Origin of the sequence: Actinobacillus lignieresii (assembly GCF_900444945.1) — a bacterium.
GTDB lineage: Bacteria > Pseudomonadota > Gammaproteobacteria > Enterobacterales > Pasteurellaceae > Actinobacillus > Actinobacillus lignieresii.
Genome location: NZ_UFRM01000001.1, coordinates 534,753 through 553,468 on the forward strand (window position 1 = coordinate 534,753; position 18,716 = coordinate 553,468).

An 18,716-nucleotide genomic window follows, 5' to 3' on the forward strand; every position below is an offset into this window, starting at 1 on the left:
AGGATAAAAAATGAATAAACAATGTTTCCGTGTCATTTTCAGCAAGACTTTACAACGTTTAGTGGTCGTGTCAGAACTTGCCAAGTCTGAAGGTAAGTCTACTGAACAATCCTCATTCTCTCTTTCGCAAATTTTTTCCAAAATGCGACCGCTTACCTTTAGCCTCTTTTGTGCGTTAGGTTTTGTGGCGTTTTCTGATAATGTCCTTGCAGAAACTTTGATTATTCAAGCGGATAAAACCGCACCGAAAAACCAACAACCGATTGTGTTACAAACTGCCAACGGTTTACCTCAGGTTAATATCCAAACTCCGAATGATAAAGGTTTATCGCACAATAAATACAATCAATTTAGCGTCGATACCAAAGGTGCCGTTCTGAACAATAGTCGCACCAATACCCAAACGCAACAAGGCGGTTGGGTACAAGGTAACCCCTATCTTGCCCGTGGTGAAGCCAAGGTTATTTTAAATGAAGTCACCTCAAATAATCCAAGTGTATTAAAAGGCTATGTGGAAGTCGCAGGTAAAAAGTCCGATGTGATTATTGCCAACCCGAACGGCATCCACTGTGCAGGTTGCGGAGTAATTAACTCCGACCGAGCCACTTTAACCACTGGTAAACCGCAGGTTCAAAATGGTCATCTCGAAAGTTTTGTAGTGGAAAAAGGTAAGGTTAAGGTCTCCGGTAAAGGTTTGGATAATAGCCGAGTGGACTATACCGAGGTTTTAGCCCGTGAAGCAGAAGTGAACGCCGGTATTTGGTCGAAAAAAGAAACCAAAGTCGTGGCGGGTAAAAATACCATCAAGCGGTCGAATAATACGGAAGAGTTGCAAATCATTCACACAAATCAACCGCGTGCAGACGAAAATCAACCTAAATTTGCGGTGGATGTGGGCGAATTAGGCGGAATGTACTCGGGCAAAATCCACCTTATCGGCACGGAGAACGGCATAGGTGTTTGCAATGCTGGACATATTGGTGCAAGTAGCGAAACTTTAAAAATTGACAGTCAAGGCAGAATTGTCAATCGAGGTACATTTAACGCCCAAAAAGAAGTACAACTTGCAGGTACAAAAGGCATTGAAAACCACGGAAAATTGGAAACCAACCAAGGCAATATCATTTTAACTAGCCAAGCGGATATCCAACAACACGGCTCAATTGTAGCACGACAAGGCGATATCCAACAACGAGCGGCAAATGGCATTCGTCAAAGCGGTGAAACTATTGCGAAAGGAAAAATCAGTTTTGATGCTAATCGAGTGGAAGCAAGTGAATCGTCACTGATTGCTGCCGGCGTAGAGATTCAGCAGACGGCGCAAGGTGAAGCTCGCCAGCTCTCACCACAAACGGATAATGGTAAGGATATTCAGATTAGCACACGCCAACAAGCGGTGTTAAACGGCAAAAATATTGCAAGCGGTACGCTACAAATTAAAGCGGATAAAGCTGATTTAAATAAAAGCCAAACCAGTGCCAACCGAATTGACGTTCATGCTAAAACGGGCGATATGCAAGCAAACCAAGCCAAACTCAGCGCTAAAGAGACTCTACGTTTAAACACGCCTAAAACTTTATCTACTGAAGGTAGCCACGTCAGTGCAACACATATTCAAACGACACAAGCCGAATTAAACACAAAAAATGCGGTTTGGGAGCAGACCGGTGAGCAAGATTTTGCCCTCAAAGCCAAAACAATAAATAACCAAGGCGGTGCGATAAAAACACAAGGTAAATTTACCGTTGAAGCGGAGCAACTCGATAATACGAAAGGGCGCTTAGTCTCGAATGCGGAAATGAATATCAAAACGCAAGCACTGAATAACCAATTAGGTTATTTGGTTAGCAATAAAGCACAAACGGTTAATAGTCAAAAATTAAATAACCAACAAGGCGTGATTGCCAGCCAAAACAGCAGTGTGGATTTAAATGTCTCAAGTTTACTGAATAATCAACAAGGCACGATTTCTGCAAAAAATCAGCTAAATTTAACCGCTTACGGAGTGGATAATAAGCAAGGAACGCTTTATACAGCGCAAGATAACCTTGTTTTAGATGCACAGAAACAAGCTTTGAATAACCAACAAGGGCAGATTTTGTCCGGACATTACAAATTGATTCGGCTGAAATTAATAACCAGAAGGGTACGTTTTTCTCTACGGAAAATCAGCAGATCAATACCAATAGTCAGCAGCTTACGAATACTCAGGATGGAAAAATTCAGAGTTTAGCGCAACTTATTATTAATACAGCGTTACTTGATAACCAAGGTGGTTTTATTCAAACGCAGCAGGGCGGAACCATCACGGCATCACATATCTTGAATAACAAAGTGACGGAAAACGGCTCATTAATTGAAGCCGGTGCACCATTAGTGGTGAATTCACCAATTTTCGAAAATAATGGCACTATCGCTCAAGGTAAAATACCGACACAAGGTATTATTGCACAAAAACTGACGCTAACTTCGGATCGTTTAGAAAACGAAAAAGGCGGTATTTATCTGGAAAGCGAGGGTTTACTGAATATTGCTAAGGCAGTGAACAATCAGGCTGGTGAGATTTTAAGTTGGGGAGGATTATCGATTTCAGGTTATCAAACTGATCTTATAGTGACAAATAAAGAAGGTAAGATCCAAGCAGAAAAGAGATTATCTGTTGAGGCTAAAGCGATCAGTGAAGATGGACATTTAGAAGCTAAAGATCTAAGTATTAAACAGAAAGATGATTTTAATACTAAGAATAATATTAATGCAAAAAGTACCCTTGCTATCGAGACGCTTGGTAATGTGGTCAATAATCATAAATTATCAGCTAGTGATAAGTTAGCCTTAACGGCGCAAAGTTTAAACAATGCGGCTGACGGTCGTATTAGTTCAGGGCATACTCGTATCACGGTAAATGACAAAGTTGAAAATAGAGGCTTAATTAATAGTTTTAATGAAGAGGATACGTCAAAAACTGTCGTTAAAGCTAAAGTTATCGAGAATAAAGGTTCCGGCCGTATTTATGGTGATTATGTTGCACTTGGAGCTGAAAATATTCTTAATCAAGATGAGAGCGGTAAAGCTGCAACAATTGCGGCTCGTAAACGTTTAGATTTAGCAAGTAAAACGATTGCGAATGAAATGGCTACTTATGATCAAAACCTAAAAGGTGGCGGCTATATTTATAGTGGTGGAGACATTGTTTTTGGTAGTGAACTAAATGATCAAGATCTTGCAGAAGGACAAGCAGACTCATTTAAAAATATTAGTAGTGTGATAGAAGCGGTAGGACATACGGTACTGAATATTAAGAATATTGAAAATATTAATAAGTACTATCGTTCCGAATTACAAATTGTCGGTCCTATAAATGAAGTCGATAAGAATTATATTTTGCCGGAGGGAGAGGCAACTAAAGTTGATCAACCTTATAACAACGGTAAGTTGCTGTATATCAGTACTGATGAATTACAGCGGATCGGATTTAGCCGTACATGGAAATGGATGCGCAAATACAATGTGAATAATTTGGAAGTTATTACGGATACGGATCAAATCAAAAGTAAGGTATTAGCATCTCCTAATCAGGTTAATTGTGACGACAATCAGAATTGTAAGTCATTAGATGCAGGTGTTTATAAAAAAGATAGCCCAGTTTGGGGATATTTTGGTATTGAGGCACCAACAGAAGATGTGCCTGAAATTACTCCAGAAATGGCTGCATATTTAAAACGCTTAGAATTAAATGATGAGAAGTTAAGCTCTCTTTCAGATGAAGAACTTGTAAAATTAGATCAGCAAGAAGAGAATCAAACTTTGCCTGTAATTCCACTATTACCGATACAACCAGCTAAACAAGCTAATGAAAGTGAAGAAGTATTTCAGACAAAACTAGAAAATTATCGCAAAGAAAAAGAGGCTTATGATAAAGCCGTCCAAGCCAAAAAAGACTATGAGTTAATGAAGCCATTACAAGAATGGACAAATAAATATGGCGATAAACTCAAAGCATTGACAGAAGCGATTGATACGCATAATAAAGAGATTGTTGGGGATGTGTATGATCGTTTCTGGGCAATTAATGTTAAAAAGGAATATGTTAAAGAGAATGTAACTACTCGTACTGCGCCTGCGCAGATCCTTTCAGGAGAAGGAATTACATATAACAGCGAGCGATTCTTAAATGATAAAAGCTGGGTAATTGCTAAAGGTATTGAGCAAGTAGGGATCGGTAAGTTAGAAAATAGAGATGATGAAGATGCTATCCATCAAGATATTGAGGAAGGGAATCGTCATTTCTCTTATACAGTATGGCGGGGTGGTCATAGACGTTATTTCCAGCGTAAAGATAATAGCCATGGTCCATTAATGCGTATTAATGAAACTCATAAGGATATGGGAATTTGGCAAGAAAGAAATGATATTACACCAAGTGAGTTCAATGGTTATGTTAATTCAGTAGAAGCAAATGGGATCTCGTCTCAAGGAAATGAATTGGCTCTTAAGCCTTTACAAGAAGATGCCCCAAAATTTAAAGAATTAACTATTTCGGCAATTCCAACCTCCCAAGACGGAATAGAAATCCGCAGCGTGAAAGCGGATACCCGCTTACCAAATCAGAGTTTATATAAAATTAACCCTGATGCGGATAGTCATGTCTTAATTGAGACGGATCCGGATTTTACCGACCGAAAAAGATGGTTAGCAAGCGATTATATGTATAACGCCCTTCGTTCAGAACACGAAGCGGTGCATAAACGCTTAGGTGATGGTTTTTATGAACAGCGTTTAGTGAGAGAGCAAATCAATAAGCTGACCGGAAGACAATTCTTAGGTGAGTTTGAAACTTTTGACGACTAATATAAAGCATTAATGGATGCCGGTGTAACTTTTGCGCAAAAATTTAACTTACGTCCGGGGATTGCATTAAGCTCAAGTCAGGTGGCTCAGCTAACTTCCGATATCGTCTGGTTAGAGACCGAAAGTGTGACATTACCAAATGGTCAAGTAGAACAAGTTTTAGTGCCGAAAGTGTATGCGGTTGCTCGCAAAGGTGATATTAGCGGCAAAGGTACATTGATTTCTGCTGATAAAATGAATGTAAATTCTACTTCATTAATTAATGAAGGGACGATTGCCGGCCGTAATTTTGTAAAATTCGCAGCAGATAAATTGGTAAATAGCGGTAAGATTTCCGGCGGTATATTGCAAGGTAAAGTTTCCGGTGATGCGGAAAACAATGGCGGTGTTATGGAAGCAAATAGTGCATTATTCCTTGATGTTGCAGGGAATTTTACACATTCTTCAACCACCCGAGATACTGAAATTGATTTAGACGGTTTTAAACGTAAACAAACCACGCTAGATCGTAAAGCGTTATTACATGTAAAAGATGCAAACGGCACCTTACAGGTGACGGCGAACAATATCACCCTTAACGGCTCGGATATTATTAATGACGGTCAAGGTTTAACTTATCTCAAAGCAAAAGACCAAATGCATTTAGGCACGGTTGCAGTCGGTTTTGATGAGAAAATGGGCGGCGGCAATCACTATCGTAATGAAGCAGTACAAGATGTAGTGGTAAGCCGTATATCGGGTAACGGCAATGTGACTTTAGTTGCGAAAGATCTCTATGCAGAAGGTGGTGATTTTGAAGCAAAACAACGCCTTGTTGCATATGCAGAGAACGATCTTGTACTTGATTCGGCAACTCGTTCAGGTTCTTATGAAGAATATCATCGAACAAAAAGTAGCGGAGCATTCGGTAGTTCAAAGAAAACGACACGAGATACAAATCAATACAGAGACAAGGAAGGTGTTCGCTTAGGTGGTGATGAGATTATTGTTTCTGCAGGTAATGATGTGACAGCAAGAAATCTGCAAGCGATTGCAGATAAAGATGTACTGATTCAAGGTGGGAATAATGTTACTTTGACGGCAGATACTAACTATTTTAAAGAAACACATTTTGAGAAAAAATCAAAATCAGGTGCAGTTGGCGGCGGTGGACTAGGTATTACCTTTGGGAAAAAATCCGAAACGCATGAAACTGAAGCGGAAGGCTGGCAACAAAGCGAAGCAAGAAGTACGTTAGGTAGTTTATCCGGTAATATAATGGTTTCAGCGGGTAACTATCTTATTTGGTAGAAACTTCGAGCGGTCAAATTTCCTAACTTTTTTGCAATTTGCAAATTTTTAGCGAAATTTGACCGCTTTTTTGTGTTGGTTTTACTCACTTGATGAGAGTTGAATACTAGCAAAACAGAAGCAAGAAGAAGCAGAGAAATGGCAAACTTCGGGAGAGCATAAACGCAAAGTTGATGCGGTTACTACTGCAATCAGTTTAGCTATCGCAGGTAAACCAACAGAAGCGGTGCGACAAAGAGAGAAGTTTTTCCTGATATGGATAGAGCACAAAAAGGATGGTCAACTAATAATCAGGCATTGTTTAAGCTGGAAGGAAGAAGACACTCCCCAGAAATTAATAACGGAAATGGGGTCGTAAATACTGGACTAGGTAAAACTGAAGGCTTAAATAAATTTAATGATAATATTATTAAGTTTGAAAAAGTAGATAAGTAAGGAAAAAATATGTTTCTAAATTTAGATAAAAAAATGGTATTGGTTTATGATCTAAAAGATAGGTTAAGAAAAGAACCTTCATATATGGAGTTAATTCAAAAGGTAACTTTAGATGATAATAAGCCCAATATAGGGTTGAAAGGGAGATATGGATTATTCGGAAGTATTGAATGGTGGCAGAATATAGAGAATGCTGTAATCAAAACTAGTTTGGTACAAGGAGAAATTGTACGTCTATATAAAGCGGGTCAAGATGACATGGATGAATATAACAGTTTTGATTTACTCCTAGACTCAGGAGAGTTGTGGAGTGAAAGCATATACTTGACTGATATTAAAAATAAAAGTTTATTTAAGTTAAAAAGTAAAGTTTCTATATTCTATGTTCACGATGAAAGAAAGGGTAGTATAGACACTAATGAAGTAACCTATTCTAATACTGTAATTGAAATGGCTGTATCTCAGTAGTCCTTAATGACACGCGATTTTTGCCGATAGGCTTTTCAAAGTAAGCTTTATTTCTATGGTACAGTAGAGAAATTTTATTCAGTTGATAAATAATTCTCGTAATAAGCGGTCAATTTCCCTAATTTTTTGCAATTTGCAAGTTTTTAGTGAAATTTGACCGCTTGTTTTTGTGTTAAGAGTCGATATCCAATAGATGTAGTATCTTGTAGAAGACCACTTAGAAGAAGCGAATCAAAAGGCTTTAGAACTTGTGAGTTTCTTTAACTCCAAACTATCAACATTATCCGCTCTTGCTCAAGAAAGATTTGTTGAATTTGTGATTGAAGAGAATGCAAAAGAGTTAGATTTTATCAATGGAACAAGAACGCCAGCAGAAAAAGCGATTGTTTTCTTAGTTGATGCTTTTGTTGAGGGACGAGAAAATCAAGGATTAAATGTTTCTCCTAAGATTGCTGGTTTTGCTAAGAAAGTCAAAAATCCTAATGTTTCAAATAGAGATTGGAAATATATTCCAGCACCTAAAAAAGATGAGATTACAGGAATTAAAGGGTTAACTGAGGCAAAACGTAAAACTTCAATCCAAGGAGGAGGAAAACTACGAAATAGGTGGAAAGATAGTGAAGGAAATATTTATGAATGGGATTCCCAGCATGGTACATATAGAAAAATATAATCCTAAAGGGAAACACCTTGGTGAGTTTAATTATAAAACAGGGGAGCAAACTAAGAATGCAGATCCGACTAGAAGGGTAGAGCCATGATGAAATTAGAGAGATACATAGAGGTGTATAGTAATAATACTGATGAGTTGTTAGAGTCGATATTAATCCAATTACCTGAAAATATAGCAATTTTGTATATTCATCCTGATGATGATGAATTTGCTTGTTGCTCATATGTTTTAAGTGAGTCTCAAGTTATAGCTCTAGGAGGTGGAAAACTGATCAAAAAGTATAAGGCTAGTAATGTTGAGTATCAGGTAGCGTGCTATCAGGTAGCATCCTAAAAAAAGCGGAAGTTTTACGCAATGAAGCGAAAGCGATAGAAGCGGAATATGGGATGGGCAGTCATCTGCAAATGGGGGTTAGGGCGGCGACAGCGGCATTACAGGGGTTAGCGACAGGGAGTGTGGAAAGTGCAGCTGTAGGAGCGGCATCACCGTATCTTAACAAACTAATCAAAGCACAAACCGGTGATAATAAAGAGGCGAACCTGATAGCCCATGCGGTATTAGGTACAGTAGAAGCTCATGTTACAGGGAATAATGCGGTAGCGGGAGCGGTTGGAGCCTTAACGGCAGAAGCAGCAGCGCCTGAAATCATGAAAGTGCTTTACAACACAGACGAACCTGAAAGCCTGACAGGCAGCCAAAAACGGAATGTGGCGAACTTGAGTCAAATTGCGGCAGGGTTGGCAGGAGGTCTTACAGGAGATAGTACGGCGAGCGGTGTTGTAGGGGCGGAGATTGGTAAACGGGCGGTAGAGAATAATCATTTTGCAGATGATATATATCCAACGGAAGAGCGTGAGCAAACGATAGAAATGATGGCTAAAGCAATGTTCAATGGCGATAAACAAAAAGCGGAAACATATTATGAACAACATGAGAAAGAGGTTAAAAAGTTACAATTACAAGAGTATTTGGCTCTTATATTTGGAAGAGGCGTTTCTTCTGTCTCATCTAGCTCAATGATTATAACTGGTGGTTTAAGTGGCATATCTGAAATAGTAGGACAATTGATAGAGCAAGGTGGAGATGTTTCAAAAGTAGACCCTGTAAAAATTGGTATATCTACAGTAACTGGAGTTGTTACTAAAGATATGGGAGTTATAGGAACAACTGTAGTAAATACAGCTACAGAAGTTATTGATGCTTCCGTTAGAACAGAAGAAAACCCGATAGTCAAGGGATGTACATCGATGATTACGACCGCAGTAGGCGGAGTTATTGGAAAAGGTATCGAAATTCCATTAAATAATAAGATAAATCCAAACTGGAAAAATTATACTGAAATGAAAGGGCATTTGCCTTATGAAATATCAGAACCTTATAAGCCAAGCATAATTCCATCTTTATATGAGAATACTATAGATAATATTTCCTCTAAATCTGTAGAGAATAAAGTTGAAAATGAAATTGATAGTTATTATAAGGGGCGTAATGATGAAAAATAAAATAATGAAATTTGCATTTTGTACAATTATATTTTTTCTTTGTTTTGGATTTGCTCATACAATATTGTCAATAGGAACGGAATTAGTTGGCTATTTTATTAATAGTAATCCTATAGATTTTTCTGAGTCTAAATATTATATAGGGTATGCAATTATGTCCCCCCTTATATCTATATATTATTTATGGGAAGTAGATAAGAGAAATAGATAATTGCGGATATTATGATATATAAGCGGTCAAATTTCTCTAAAATCTTTTGCAATTTGCAAATTTTTAGCGAAATTTGACCGCTTGTTTTTAGTTGCTAGATTCAGAAATACAAGTAAGGAGTTTTAGGTAATAAAATGAGGTACTAAATAGGTATTGGAACTAACGATAATTAATATTTTAATGTACAGGAGAAAGTTAAATCATTGATATCAGACTAATTAGGCGATGAATTTCATTACTATTAGGAGGAAAAATGAAGTTAAATCGTTATATGATGAGCGGGATTGTAATTTTTACCGCTTCCGTTTGTGCTGCTAGCCCTTATCAATTAAGTACTCATATTTTGGATATTAACAAAGGAAAGCCTGCTGCGGATGTCCAAGTTGAACTTTACAAACTTAATAACGAAAATGGAAATTGGCAACAAATTGCTAAAAATATTACCGATAAGAACGGGCGCATTGCAGAATTTTTACCGATTCAAGAAGGTTTAAATAATAATGGAGTTTATAAACTGAAGTTTCAGGTAAAAGATTACTTTGAACGTCTGCAAGAACAAAGTTTTTATCCATTTGTCGAAGTGTCATTTGAATTAAATGATCACTCGCATTACCACGTTCCGATCACATTATCGCCTTATGGATACTCAACTTATAGAGGAAGCTAATTGTATTTCACGTATATGTATTTAAACATTAATACATATTGAATAAGGAAAGTTTTAATGGTGCCAGTGGTCGGACTCGAACCGACACGTTTATTCAACGGCGGATTTTGAATCCGCTGCGTCTACCGATTTCGCCACACTGGCAAAGGTGTATGATTTTGAATAACCTAAGAACTAGGTTGGGTAAGATTATAGGTAAATTAGACCGCTTGCGCAAGGAATAAAAAGCAGAGAATCATTGTTTGCCGTAAAAAGCAACACTTTTGCAATCGAAACTCACGAAGTTATTCACATTAATTGTGGATAACTTCGTGAACAATATAGAGTATAGATGATTAACTTCTTGATTTGAAAAAGAAAAAAAGCAAATTGATTAGGTTTGTTTGTATTTTAATCAATTGATTTTAATGATTTCACTCACGATTTCGCCTTGCGAAAGTTTAGTGGTAATTTGCGTGCCTACCTTAAGATTTTCGGTTGAACGCAAGATTTCGCCTTTAGAGGTTTGTGTCACGGAATAGCCTCTCGCTAAAATTTTTAGCGGGCTTAAACCGTCTATTTTCGTGCAAAGCTCTTGGAATTTTTGCTGTTCTTTGGTTAATTTCTTTTCAATCGCAAATTGCAGCTGTTGTGCGAGTTGAGCATATTGCTGAGTTTTCTTTTCTACGTAATGTGGTAAGGGATTACGCTTCACTTGTTCGGTAATATGTTTCCACTGGTTTTTTTTGCGGATTAAGGTTTGTTCTATCGCTTGCGCCAGACGATATTCTGCTTGCTTTAATTGCATTTGTTGCTGTTGTAACTGACGCTGTGGGTGCTGATTGGTTAAACGTAGCAATAATTGTTCGAGTTTCTGTTTTTCGGTTAAATAAGTTTTATGTATCGCATTTTCTAAGCGATAGCTAAATTGAGCTAATCGTTGCTGCTGCATTTGAACCTGACGAGCAGGATGCTGCGCATTTAAACGTAGTTTTAAACGTTCGAAATATGTTTGTTTCTCCGTCCACAAGCGGTCAAAAGCAAGGCTTAATTTGTCAAATTGATGTTGTAACTGACGTACTAACTCTTGTTGATCTCGGCTAACCAATTCTGCTGCGGCAGAGGGGGTCGGCGCTCTTAAATCTGCAACAAAATCGGCAATCGTCACATCGGTTTCGTGTCCTACTGCACTGATAATCGGAATATCCGAACGGAAAATGGCATGAGCAACGGATTCTTCATTAAAACACCACAAGTCTTCAAGCGAACCGCCACCTCGACCGACAATTAACACATCGCATTCACAGCGGCGATTGGCTAAATCAATCGTATTTACAATATCTTGTGTTGCTTCTTTACCTTGTACAAGCGTCGGATAAATAATGATCGCCAAGCTCGGATCACGGCGTTTTAGAATATTTAAAATATCCTGTAATGCCGCACCGCTTGAAGAGGTAATAATACCGACTCGTTTAGCAAAAGGCGGAATAGCTTTTTTCTTTTCTTGTGCAAAAAGCCCTTCGGCAGCCAGTTTCATTTTTAATTGTTCAAATTGCTGTTGTAACAAACCGTCACCGGCAGGCTGCATACTTTCAATAATAATTTGATAGTCGCCACGCGGCTCATATAAACTGAGACTCGCACGTACCAGCACTTGCATACCATTTTGCGGGCGGAAAGTGACTCGTTGGTTTTTCATTCTGAACATCGCACCACGCACTTGGGCATTTTCGTCTTTAAGGGTGAGATACCAATGTCCGGAAACGGGTTGGCAAAAATTGGAAATTTCACCGGTAAGCCAAACTTGCCCTAATTCCATTTCAAGTAAATTGCGTACCGAATAGTTAAGTTGCGTAATAGTAAGAATATTGTTCATATCTAGAAAGTTGCCGAGGTTTTTATGGAAAGTTTACTGGTAAAAGAAGATAAGGTGCAAGCGGTAAATTTTCAGTTATTTTTTGCAAATACAAAAAAGCCCTCGATATTATCGAGGGCTAGGAATTTTGGTTGCGGGGGCCGGATTTGAACCGACGACCTTCGGGTTATGAGCCCGACGAGCTACCAAGCTGCTCCACCCCGCGTCTGGATGTGATGTATAATACTTGTTTTTCATTTCATTGCAAGCATAATTTCCGGAAATGAATTTGTTTGACTGAATTTGAAACAGAAATAGCATAAAATATCGTAAGTGTAGTCTGTGTAAAGGTTCAAAATTTAGTATCGTTTTAGCATGAATTTTGATAGGCTAATCACTTTTCTCATCAATTAAATTTCTAAGGTTTTTTATGAATTGGAAGGCGTATAAACAGTGGGCGGCGGTGACTGCCGTTGCACTTTTAGTTGCAAGTTGTTCTTCGGATAGAGTAAGCAAAGGACAGAGTGATTATCAGGCGGAACACGCGAAGTTTGGTGCGGTATATAAAGGTCGCCAGTATATTCCGCATAATTTTGTCAGCACTCCGAGAGTGGCGGCAAACGGATCTATCGTTAATTTCCAAGATTTCTTAAAACAGTTAAATAATGTACGTGCGTATGCCGGCGGTATTACCGGTCGTTATGCGGGTACTTACGGCAAAGTTTCCTCATGGATCGCTTCAGGCGGTAAGGTATCGGATTTAGCCCGTTACAATATTCACGCGCTACAAATGCGTGGTGAAGACGGTTTCCAAAACGTGTTAATGACCGGTTACTATTCTCCGGTTATTCATGCACGCCGTACGCCTCAAGGTCAATATCAACACCCGATTTATGCAATGCCAAGCCAAAAACGCTTTACCCGTTCGCAAATTTATGACGGTGCGTTAGAAGGTAAAGGTTTAGAACTTGCTTATAGCGATTCAATGTTGGATAACTTCTTACTTGGCGTGCAGGGTAGCGGTTATGTCGATTTCGGTGACGGTCGTTTAAATTATTTTGCTTATGCAGGACAAAACGGCTTTAAATATGCAAGTATCGGTCGTTTGTTAGTTGAAGACGGCGAGATTCCAAAAGAGAAAATGTCTATTCAAGCGATTCGTGAATGGGGAGAGCGCAATCCGCATCGTGTACAAGGCTTATTAGAACGTAATCCGTCTTACGTTTTCTTTAAAAATGATCCGACCGGTCAAGTAAAAGGTTCGGCTGGTGTGCCGTTAGTTGCATTGGCATCGGTCGCTTCCGATAAAAGCCTTGTGCCGTCAGGCAGCGTGTTATTGGTTGAAACGCCGTTAATCGATCGTGCCGGTAACTGGACGGGCAAACACGAATTACGTTTAATGGTGGCATTAGATGTCGGCGGTGCGGTAAAAGGTCATCACTTTGACTTATACCAAGGTATCGGTGATGAAGCAGGTCATAAAGCCGGTTTAATGAAACACTACGGACGTGTTTGGGTATTAAACTAATTACTTATCCAAGCGGTTGATTTTTGCAAAAAATTTGCGAATTTTGACCGCTTGTTAGCCTCTAGATACAGCCTCCGCAGCTGCCGCAACGCCAATCCTCTTTGTTCACCGCTTGGTAGAAATAACGAATAATCTCTTCTTCTAACGGAATATCTTGCTCAATAAACCAATCGCTTAACCATTCGATATTTTCCACAATCCAATCGTCTTCGTCTAAGCCTTCCAGATATAATTCATCATCCGGATCCATATAGTTATAAATCCCTTTCGTCCCCATATCCTTGTCTTGGCGTTCTTTCGGTAAAATAAGCTCTTTACCATTATAATGAATGATCCAATGGCCTAAGCACATAACTTGTTGTTTACGACTCCAAGCGACTGTAAAAGGGTTTGACATAATTTATACTCCATTCGTTTTTTAAAATTTTAAAACTGGCGAAAATAGGGGGATATACAAAAAATGGGGTAAATTGGAACGAGTTTGATTTAGTTCAAAAGAATAAGCCTCAGCAATGTGAGGCTTTAGCAGATAGGTATATGTGTTAGGCGTTGGCTAAAATTACTGCACGTTTCGGCGCAGGATAGCCTTCAATGGTTTTACTGTGATCGTTTGGATCGAGGAAATCTACCAAACTTTCATTTTCCAACCAATCGGTTTTACGTTGTTCTTCGAGTGTAGTAACTGCTTGATCAACACAACGAACATTTTTGAAACCAACTTTTTCCAACCAGTTAATCAGGCAATCAATCGACGGAATAAAATAAACGTTTTTCATCTTCGCATAGCGATCGGCTGGAACAAGACAAGTATTCACATCGCCATCAATCACTAGCGTTTCTAATACCAATTCACCACCTTTCACCAGTTGCGCTTTAAGTTGTGAAAGATGATCTAACGGGGATTTACGGTGATAAAGCACGCCCATTGAGAAAACCGTATCAAAAGCGGCTAACGGTTGCATTTGTTCAATCCCAAGCGGAATTAGATTTGCACGACGGTCATTGCCAAGTAATTTGCGTACCACTTCAAATTGGCAAAGGAATAGTTCAGTTGGGTCAATTCCAACTACCATTTTTGCGCCTTCTCCGACCATACGCCACATATGATAACCGCTACCACAGCCAACATCTAAAATAGTACGGCCTTTCAGTGGGGCAAGATGCGGAAGCACACGATCCCATTTAAAATCGGAACGCCATTCGGTATCAATATGAATCCCGTGCAAATGATAAGGCCCTTTACGCCAAGGCATCAGCTGTTTTAAATGGTGCGTAAGCTGTTTGGTTTCACCAACAGAAAGCGGAGTGTGCGGAATAGATTCCACTTTATCTTTCAAATTAATACAAGCGGTCGAATTTGGCATAAAATCGACAATTTTTGCCCATTTGGCATAATCGCCGTGCGTAGTTTTTTCCCACTGTTTTAATTGTAAAGGCAAGGTTTCCAGCCAAGCGGACAGATTCGTTGTTGCGATTTGTTGATAAAAAGGACGAAAGTCAATCATAGAAATTTTTGTGTCATTAAAATAAAGCTGACATTCTAGCAAAATTTGCAAAAAAATCTAAAAATTTAACCGCTTGATGGGGAGGGAGAATTAGCGCAGGGGATAAAAGAGGAATAAAGAATGCTCAAAGACATATAATATCACTCTCTCCCTTTACGGGAGAGAGACAGCCAAGAATTGTGTTAGACAGTTCTTGGCAGAGAGGGGATATTTTATCTCGCAATCGGATTCACTTTTGCCACCTGTAATTTACGGTAAGCATCAAGTAATTTCTGATGTGCGGTCATATTTTCAAGCGATTCATCCGATGCGGTTAAACCGTGGAACGGGTTACCGCCTTGGATTGCGCCCCAAGCAGATTCAACCGCTTGTTTACCGTACATTTTCTCAAATACCATACGGTATTGTTCCGCATCACGTTCTTCATCTAAGAACAGCTCAATTGATTGAATTAAGCAGCGGTAATAATTGTTACGTTCTGCTGAGAATACGCTCGCATTCATATTCGCAGTCCAGTTTGCCCAATCTAACGCTTGCTCTAAGTTGCCTAAAGCTAAATGTAGCATCGATTTAAGCTCACCGATACGTAAGGTTTGCATTGCAGAACCTTTTTCTGCTACTAAACCGATAAACTCACGTACACGAGTTAAATCATCAATACCTTGTTCATCTAATTCATCAAGAAGTTCTTGATAAGTTTTACGATCGTGATGGAAATGTGGCAGATCTAACAAGATTTCACGCCAATCCATACCCATATTGTTATTCGCATAAACTAAATCGTCACTTGGATAAATGTTCGACATACCCGGCGCAAGAATACGGCAAGCATACACGCCTAAATGCTCATAATCCATAATATAAACAGGTTGCTCGTGTTTATTAAAGATTGCCATCATATTGGCAAACTCTTGCTCAGTCGTACCTGAGAAATCCCAGTGAACGAATTCATAATCGGCATCTTTCTTGAAAAGATCCCACGAAATCAGACCGCTTGAATCAATAAAGTGCGTTTCAAGGTTAGCGTGATCCGCCACATCTTCATTATTAAATGAAGGCGGAGCAAACACATCTAAATCTTTTAAGCTACGACCTTGTAATAACTCGGTTACTGTACGCTCGAATGCGACTTGGAAATTCGGGTGTGCGCCGAATGAAGCGAAACAAGTTCCATTATTCGGATTTAACAAGATCACACAAATCACCGGGAATTCACCGCCTAATGATGCGTCATAGCATAAAATCGGGAAACCTTCTTGCTCAAGTTTTTCGATAGATGCTTTGATGGTTGGATAACCATCGATCACAGATTGTGGAATTTCTGGTAAGCTGATTGCTTCTGTGATAATACGGTTTTTGACAAAACGCTCGAACACTTCCGACAAACCTTGTACACGCGCTTCGTTTTTCGTATTACCAGCCGACATACCGTTTGAAACAAATAAGTTGCCGATAATGCTTTGCGGAATATACACGGTTTGGTTATCCGATTGGCGCACGTAAGGTAAAGTTACAATCCCGCGATCGTAATTTCCGGATTGAAGATCAACCAATAATTCCGGTGTAAGTTCGCCATTCGGATCGAAGTATTCCCATAAATAATCGTCCATCATATCCGCTGGCGGTAACACGTCATCTTCAATTGGAAACCATTTTTCTGATGGATAATGCACAAATTTACTATTAGCGATTTCTTGACCTAAATAAAAATCCGCCCAGAAATAGTTGGTTGATAAACGCTCGAAATACTCGCCTAATGCCGAAGCCAACGCCGCTTTTTTGCTTGCGCCTTTACCATTCGAGAAACATTGCGGACAATCCGCATCACGAATATGCACCGACCACACATTCGGTACCGGATTTAACCAAGACGCTTCTTCAATGTTAAACCCTAAAGTTTTTAATTTATGTTGAAAGGTAGAAATACTGTCCTCAAGCGCAGCATCTTTACCGGTAATAAAAGTTTGTTCTGACATTGTAATACCTTTGACTTGTCGTAAAAAAATCGCAACATTCTAGCAAAAATCCCCACAGATAAGTAAATTTTTTGTGATGTTTAGATGATGTCATTTAGTCATAAAACATTTGTCTTATAGAAGTTTTACACCAATATTTAACTATTTATTTGATCTTGTTTTTTGTTTTCTTACTTCGTCAATGTTAAACTTTAATGAATATGATTTAACGACTTAGAGAAAAATAACAATGAGCGGTGCAGAATTATTAGTAAACGTGACACCGAGTGAGACTCGGGTGGCGTTAGTTGAGAACGGATTGTTAAAGGAGCTTCATATTGAGCGTGAGGCGAAGCGAGGGATTGTCGGAAATATTTATAAAGGGCGTGTGACACGAGTATTGCCGGGAATGCAGTCGGCATTTGTGGATATCGGCTTGGAAAAAGCGGCATTTTTACATGCTTCCGACATTGTTTCGCATACGGAATGTGTCGATGAAAACGAGAAGAAACAGTTTGTCGTAAAAGATATTGCCGAGTTAGTGCGTGAAGGGCAGGATATTATCGTACAAGTGGTGAAAGACCCGATTAGTACCAAAGGCGCACGTTTAACTACCGATATTACTTTGCCTTCTCGCTATTTGGTGTTTATGCCGGAAAATAGTCACGTGGGTGTTTCGCAGCGTATTGAAAGTGAGGAAGAACGTAATCGTTTAAAAACATTGGTTGAGCCTTATTGTGATGAACTTGGTGGCTTTATTGTACGCACAGCAGCGGAAGAAGTTTCGGAAGAAAGTTTGCAACAAGATACGATTTTCTTGAAACGATTATGGCGTAAAATTTTAGAACGCAAGGCAAAATATCCGGTTAAATCAATGTTATACGGTGAGCTTGCTTTAGCACAGCGTGTCTTGCGTGATTTTGTCGGCACGCATATCAGTTCGATTCGCATTGACTCAAAAATGACTTATGAACAAGTTAAAGAGTTTTTGGCGGAGTTTATGCCGGAATTGACCGAAAACGTAAGTTTATATAGCGGTAGCCAAACATTATTTGATGCTTACGGTGTAGAAGAGGCGATTCAAAAAGCGTTGGATAAACGGGTGGATTTAAAATCAGGCGGTTATTTAATTATTGAACAAACCGAAGCGATGACCACGATTGATATTAATACCGGTGCGTTTGTCGGTCATCGTAATTTAGCGCATACGATTTTTAATACTAATATCGAAGCGACCCAAGCGATTGCACATCAGTTACAGTTGCGTAATTTAGGCGGCATTATCATTATTGATTTTATTGATATGCAAGAAGAAGAGCATCGTGAGCGTGTGTTACAGTCGTTACAAGAAGCGTTAAAAGGCGACCGAGTGAAGACCAATGTGAACGGCTTTACCCAGCTTGGCTTAGTAGAAATGACCCGTAAACGTACCCGTGAAAGTTTAGAACGAGTGTTGTGTTGCGATTGTCCGGCGTGTAAAGGGCGTGGTACGATTAAAACGGTTGAAACCGTTTGTTATGAAATTCTGCGTGAGATTGTGCGTGTTCATCATTTGTTTAAAACCGAAAAAGTGCGTGTTTATGCTGCAAAAGATGTGGCGGAATATTTGATTAACGAAGAAACGCACGCTTCGATTGCCGAACTCGAAGCCTTTATCGGTAAAACCATCGAAATCAAATTAGAGCCTTACTATCATCAAGATCAATTTGATGTTGTCGTGATGTAATGGGTAAGCGGTCGGATTTTACGAAAGTTTTGCAACTTTTTGCGAAAATCCGACCGCTTGTTTCCTACCAAAAA

At 39.1% G+C, this 18,716-nt stretch carries 16 protein-coding genes and 2 tRNA genes; 12 read left to right on the forward strand and 6 right to left on the reverse strand.

Annotated features, from left to right (window positions below):
* Positions 1 to 10: 10 nt before the first annotated feature.
* The 10 genes from DY200_RS10775 to uraH all read left to right on the forward strand — a co-directional run bounded on the left by DY200_RS10775 (position 11) and on the right by uraH (position 10,094).
* Entirely contained in the window at positions 11 to 2,233 is a 2,223-nt protein-coding gene (locus DY200_RS10775) for a two-partner secretion domain-containing protein (RefSeq protein ID WP_244924175.1), read from the forward strand.
* A gap of 89 nt (positions 2,234 to 2,322) precedes the next feature.
* Positions 2,323 to 4,848, forward strand: a complete 2,526-nt coding sequence (locus tag DY200_RS10785) for a hypothetical protein (RefSeq protein WP_244924176.1) — start codon at positions 2,323 to 2,325, stop codon at positions 4,846 to 4,848.
* A 12-nt stretch (positions 4,849 to 4,860) separates the two neighbouring features.
* The gene (locus tag DY200_RS10790; RefSeq protein WP_244924177.1) at positions 4,861 to 6,138 is read left to right on the forward strand and encodes a hemagglutinin repeat-containing protein; all 1,278 of its coding nucleotides are present in this window, start codon (positions 4,861 to 4,863) and stop codon (positions 6,136 to 6,138) included.
* A gap of 255 nt (positions 6,139 to 6,393) precedes the next feature.
* Complete coding sequence (locus tag DY200_RS02470) at positions 6,394 to 6,573, forward strand: hypothetical protein (protein ID WP_174901020.1); 180 nt, start codon at positions 6,394 to 6,396, stop codon at positions 6,571 to 6,573.
* A gap of 9 nt (positions 6,574 to 6,582) precedes the next feature.
* The gene (locus tag DY200_RS02475) at positions 6,583 to 7,041 is read left to right on the forward strand and encodes an immunity protein RhsI2 family protein (protein ID WP_115586797.1); all 459 of its coding nucleotides are present in this window, start codon (positions 6,583 to 6,585) and stop codon (positions 7,039 to 7,041) included.
* A 250-nt stretch (positions 7,042 to 7,291) separates the two neighbouring features.
* Positions 7,292 to 7,714: a colicin E3/pyocin S6 family cytotoxin gene (locus DY200_RS02480; protein ID WP_218565490.1), complete on the forward strand. Its 423-nt coding sequence runs from the start codon at positions 7,292 to 7,294 to the stop codon at positions 7,712 to 7,714.
* Entirely contained in the window at positions 7,692 to 7,802 is a 111-nt protein-coding gene (locus tag DY200_RS10900; RefSeq protein ID WP_218565491.1) for a colicin E3/pyocin S6 family cytotoxin, read from the forward strand. Before DY200_RS02480 ends, DY200_RS10900 begins: the two co-directional genes overlap by 23 nt.
* Positions 7,799 to 8,047: a DUF7683 domain-containing protein gene (locus DY200_RS02485; protein WP_115586798.1), complete on the forward strand. Its 249-nt coding sequence runs from the start codon at positions 7,799 to 7,801 to the stop codon at positions 8,045 to 8,047. The genes DY200_RS10900 and DY200_RS02485 overlap by 4 nt, the downstream gene beginning before the upstream one ends.
* 53 nt (positions 8,048 to 8,100) lie before the next feature.
* Positions 8,101 to 9,216, forward strand: coding sequence for a VENN motif pre-toxin domain-containing protein (locus DY200_RS02490; RefSeq protein ID WP_115586799.1), 1,116 nt, complete (start codon positions 8,101 to 8,103; stop codon positions 9,214 to 9,216).
* 464 nt (positions 9,217 to 9,680) lie between these two features.
* On the forward strand, positions 9,681 to 10,094 hold the full coding sequence (gene uraH / locus DY200_RS02500) for a hydroxyisourate hydrolase (protein ID WP_115586801.1): 414 nt from the start codon (positions 9,681 to 9,683) through the stop codon (positions 10,092 to 10,094).
* Positions 10,095 to 10,152: 58 nt separating this feature from the next.
* On the opposite strand, the gene DY200_RS02505 is transcribed toward uraH, so the two are convergent.
* The 3 genes from DY200_RS02505 to DY200_RS02515 form a co-directional block, all read right to left on the reverse strand.
* Positions 10,153 to 10,238 (reverse strand) — tRNA-Leu (locus DY200_RS02505).
* 250 nt (positions 10,239 to 10,488) lie between these two features.
* A complete protein-coding gene (gene xseA / locus DY200_RS02510; protein WP_115586802.1) occupies positions 10,489 to 11,949 on the reverse strand; it encodes an exodeoxyribonuclease VII large subunit in 1,461 nt (486 codons plus the stop codon).
* Between the two features lie 128 nt (positions 11,950 to 12,077).
* Positions 12,078 to 12,154: transfer RNA gene (locus DY200_RS02515), tRNA-Met, on the reverse strand.
* Between the two features lie 204 nt (positions 12,155 to 12,358).
* Here DY200_RS02515 and mltA point away from each other — a divergent pair.
* Positions 12,359 to 13,456: a murein transglycosylase A gene (gene mltA, locus DY200_RS02520; RefSeq protein ID WP_115586803.1), complete on the forward strand. Its 1,098-nt coding sequence runs from the start codon at positions 12,359 to 12,361 to the stop codon at positions 13,454 to 13,456.
* Positions 13,457 to 13,517: 61 nt separating this feature from the next.
* Here mltA and DY200_RS02525 read toward each other — a convergent pair whose 3' ends face one another.
* The 3 genes from DY200_RS02525 to ycaO form a co-directional block, all read right to left on the reverse strand.
* The gene (locus tag DY200_RS02525; protein ID WP_115586804.1) at positions 13,518 to 13,853 is read right to left on the reverse strand and encodes a PM0253 family protein; all 336 of its coding nucleotides are present in this window, start codon (positions 13,851 to 13,853) and stop codon (positions 13,518 to 13,520) included.
* Between the two features lie 145 nt (positions 13,854 to 13,998).
* Positions 13,999 to 14,961, reverse strand: a complete 963-nt coding sequence (gene cmoB, locus DY200_RS02530; RefSeq protein WP_115586805.1) for a tRNA 5-methoxyuridine(34)/uridine 5-oxyacetic acid(34) synthase CmoB — start codon at positions 14,959 to 14,961, stop codon at positions 13,999 to 14,001.
* A gap of 212 nt (positions 14,962 to 15,173) precedes the next feature.
* On the reverse strand, positions 15,174 to 16,937 hold the full coding sequence (gene ycaO / locus DY200_RS02535; protein ID WP_115586806.1) for a 30S ribosomal protein S12 methylthiotransferase accessory factor YcaO: 1,764 nt from the start codon (positions 16,935 to 16,937) through the stop codon (positions 15,174 to 15,176).
* Between the two features lie 229 nt (positions 16,938 to 17,166).
* Here ycaO and rng point away from each other — a divergent pair, with 229 nt between their 5' ends.
* Entirely contained in the window at positions 17,167 to 18,642 is a 1,476-nt protein-coding gene (gene rng, locus DY200_RS02540) for a ribonuclease G (RefSeq protein WP_115586807.1), read from the forward strand.
* Positions 18,643 to 18,716 lie beyond the last annotated feature (74 nt).

What these genes read in the sequence shown, in the direction of transcription:
- DY200_RS10775 (WP_244924175.1), top strand. Translation starts at nt 11, where the DNA reads ATGAATAAACAATGTTTCCGTGTCATTTTCAGCAAGACTTTACAACGT.
- DY200_RS10790 (WP_244924177.1), top strand. Translation starts at nt 4,861, where the DNA reads ATGGATGCCGGTGTAACTTTTGCGCAAAAATTTAACTTACGTCCGGGG.
- DY200_RS02470 (WP_174901020.1), top strand. Translation starts at nt 6,394, where the DNA reads ATGGATAGAGCACAAAAAGGATGGTCAACTAATAATCAGGCATTGTTT.
- DY200_RS02475 (WP_115586797.1), top strand. Translation starts at nt 6,583, where the DNA reads ATGTTTCTAAATTTAGATAAAAAAATGGTATTGGTTTATGATCTAAAA.
- DY200_RS10900 (WP_218565491.1), top strand. Translation starts at nt 7,692, where the DNA reads ATGGTACATATAGAAAAATATAATCCTAAAGGGAAACACCTTGGTGAG.
- DY200_RS02485 (WP_115586798.1), top strand. Translation starts at nt 7,799, where the DNA reads ATGATGAAATTAGAGAGATACATAGAGGTGTATAGTAATAATACTGAT.
- DY200_RS02490 (WP_115586799.1), top strand. Translation starts at nt 8,101, where the DNA reads ATGGGCAGTCATCTGCAAATGGGGGTTAGGGCGGCGACAGCGGCATTA.
- uraH (WP_115586801.1), top strand. Translation starts at nt 9,681, where the DNA reads ATGAAGTTAAATCGTTATATGATGAGCGGGATTGTAATTTTTACCGCT.
- xseA (WP_115586802.1), bottom strand. Translation starts at nt 11,949, where the DNA reads ATGAACAATATTCTTACTATTACGCAACTTAACTATTCGGTACGCAAT.
- mltA (WP_115586803.1), top strand. Translation starts at nt 12,359, where the DNA reads ATGAATTGGAAGGCGTATAAACAGTGGGCGGCGGTGACTGCCGTTGCA.
- DY200_RS02525 (WP_115586804.1), bottom strand. Translation starts at nt 13,853, where the DNA reads ATGTCAAACCCTTTTACAGTCGCTTGGAGTCGTAAACAACAAGTTATG.
- cmoB (WP_115586805.1), bottom strand. Translation starts at nt 14,961, where the DNA reads ATGATTGACTTTCGTCCTTTTTATCAACAAATCGCAACAACGAATCTG.
- ycaO (WP_115586806.1), bottom strand. Translation starts at nt 16,937, where the DNA reads ATGTCAGAACAAACTTTTATTACCGGTAAAGATGCTGCGCTTGAGGAC.
- rng (WP_115586807.1), top strand. Translation starts at nt 17,167, where the DNA reads ATGAGCGGTGCAGAATTATTAGTAAACGTGACACCGAGTGAGACTCGG.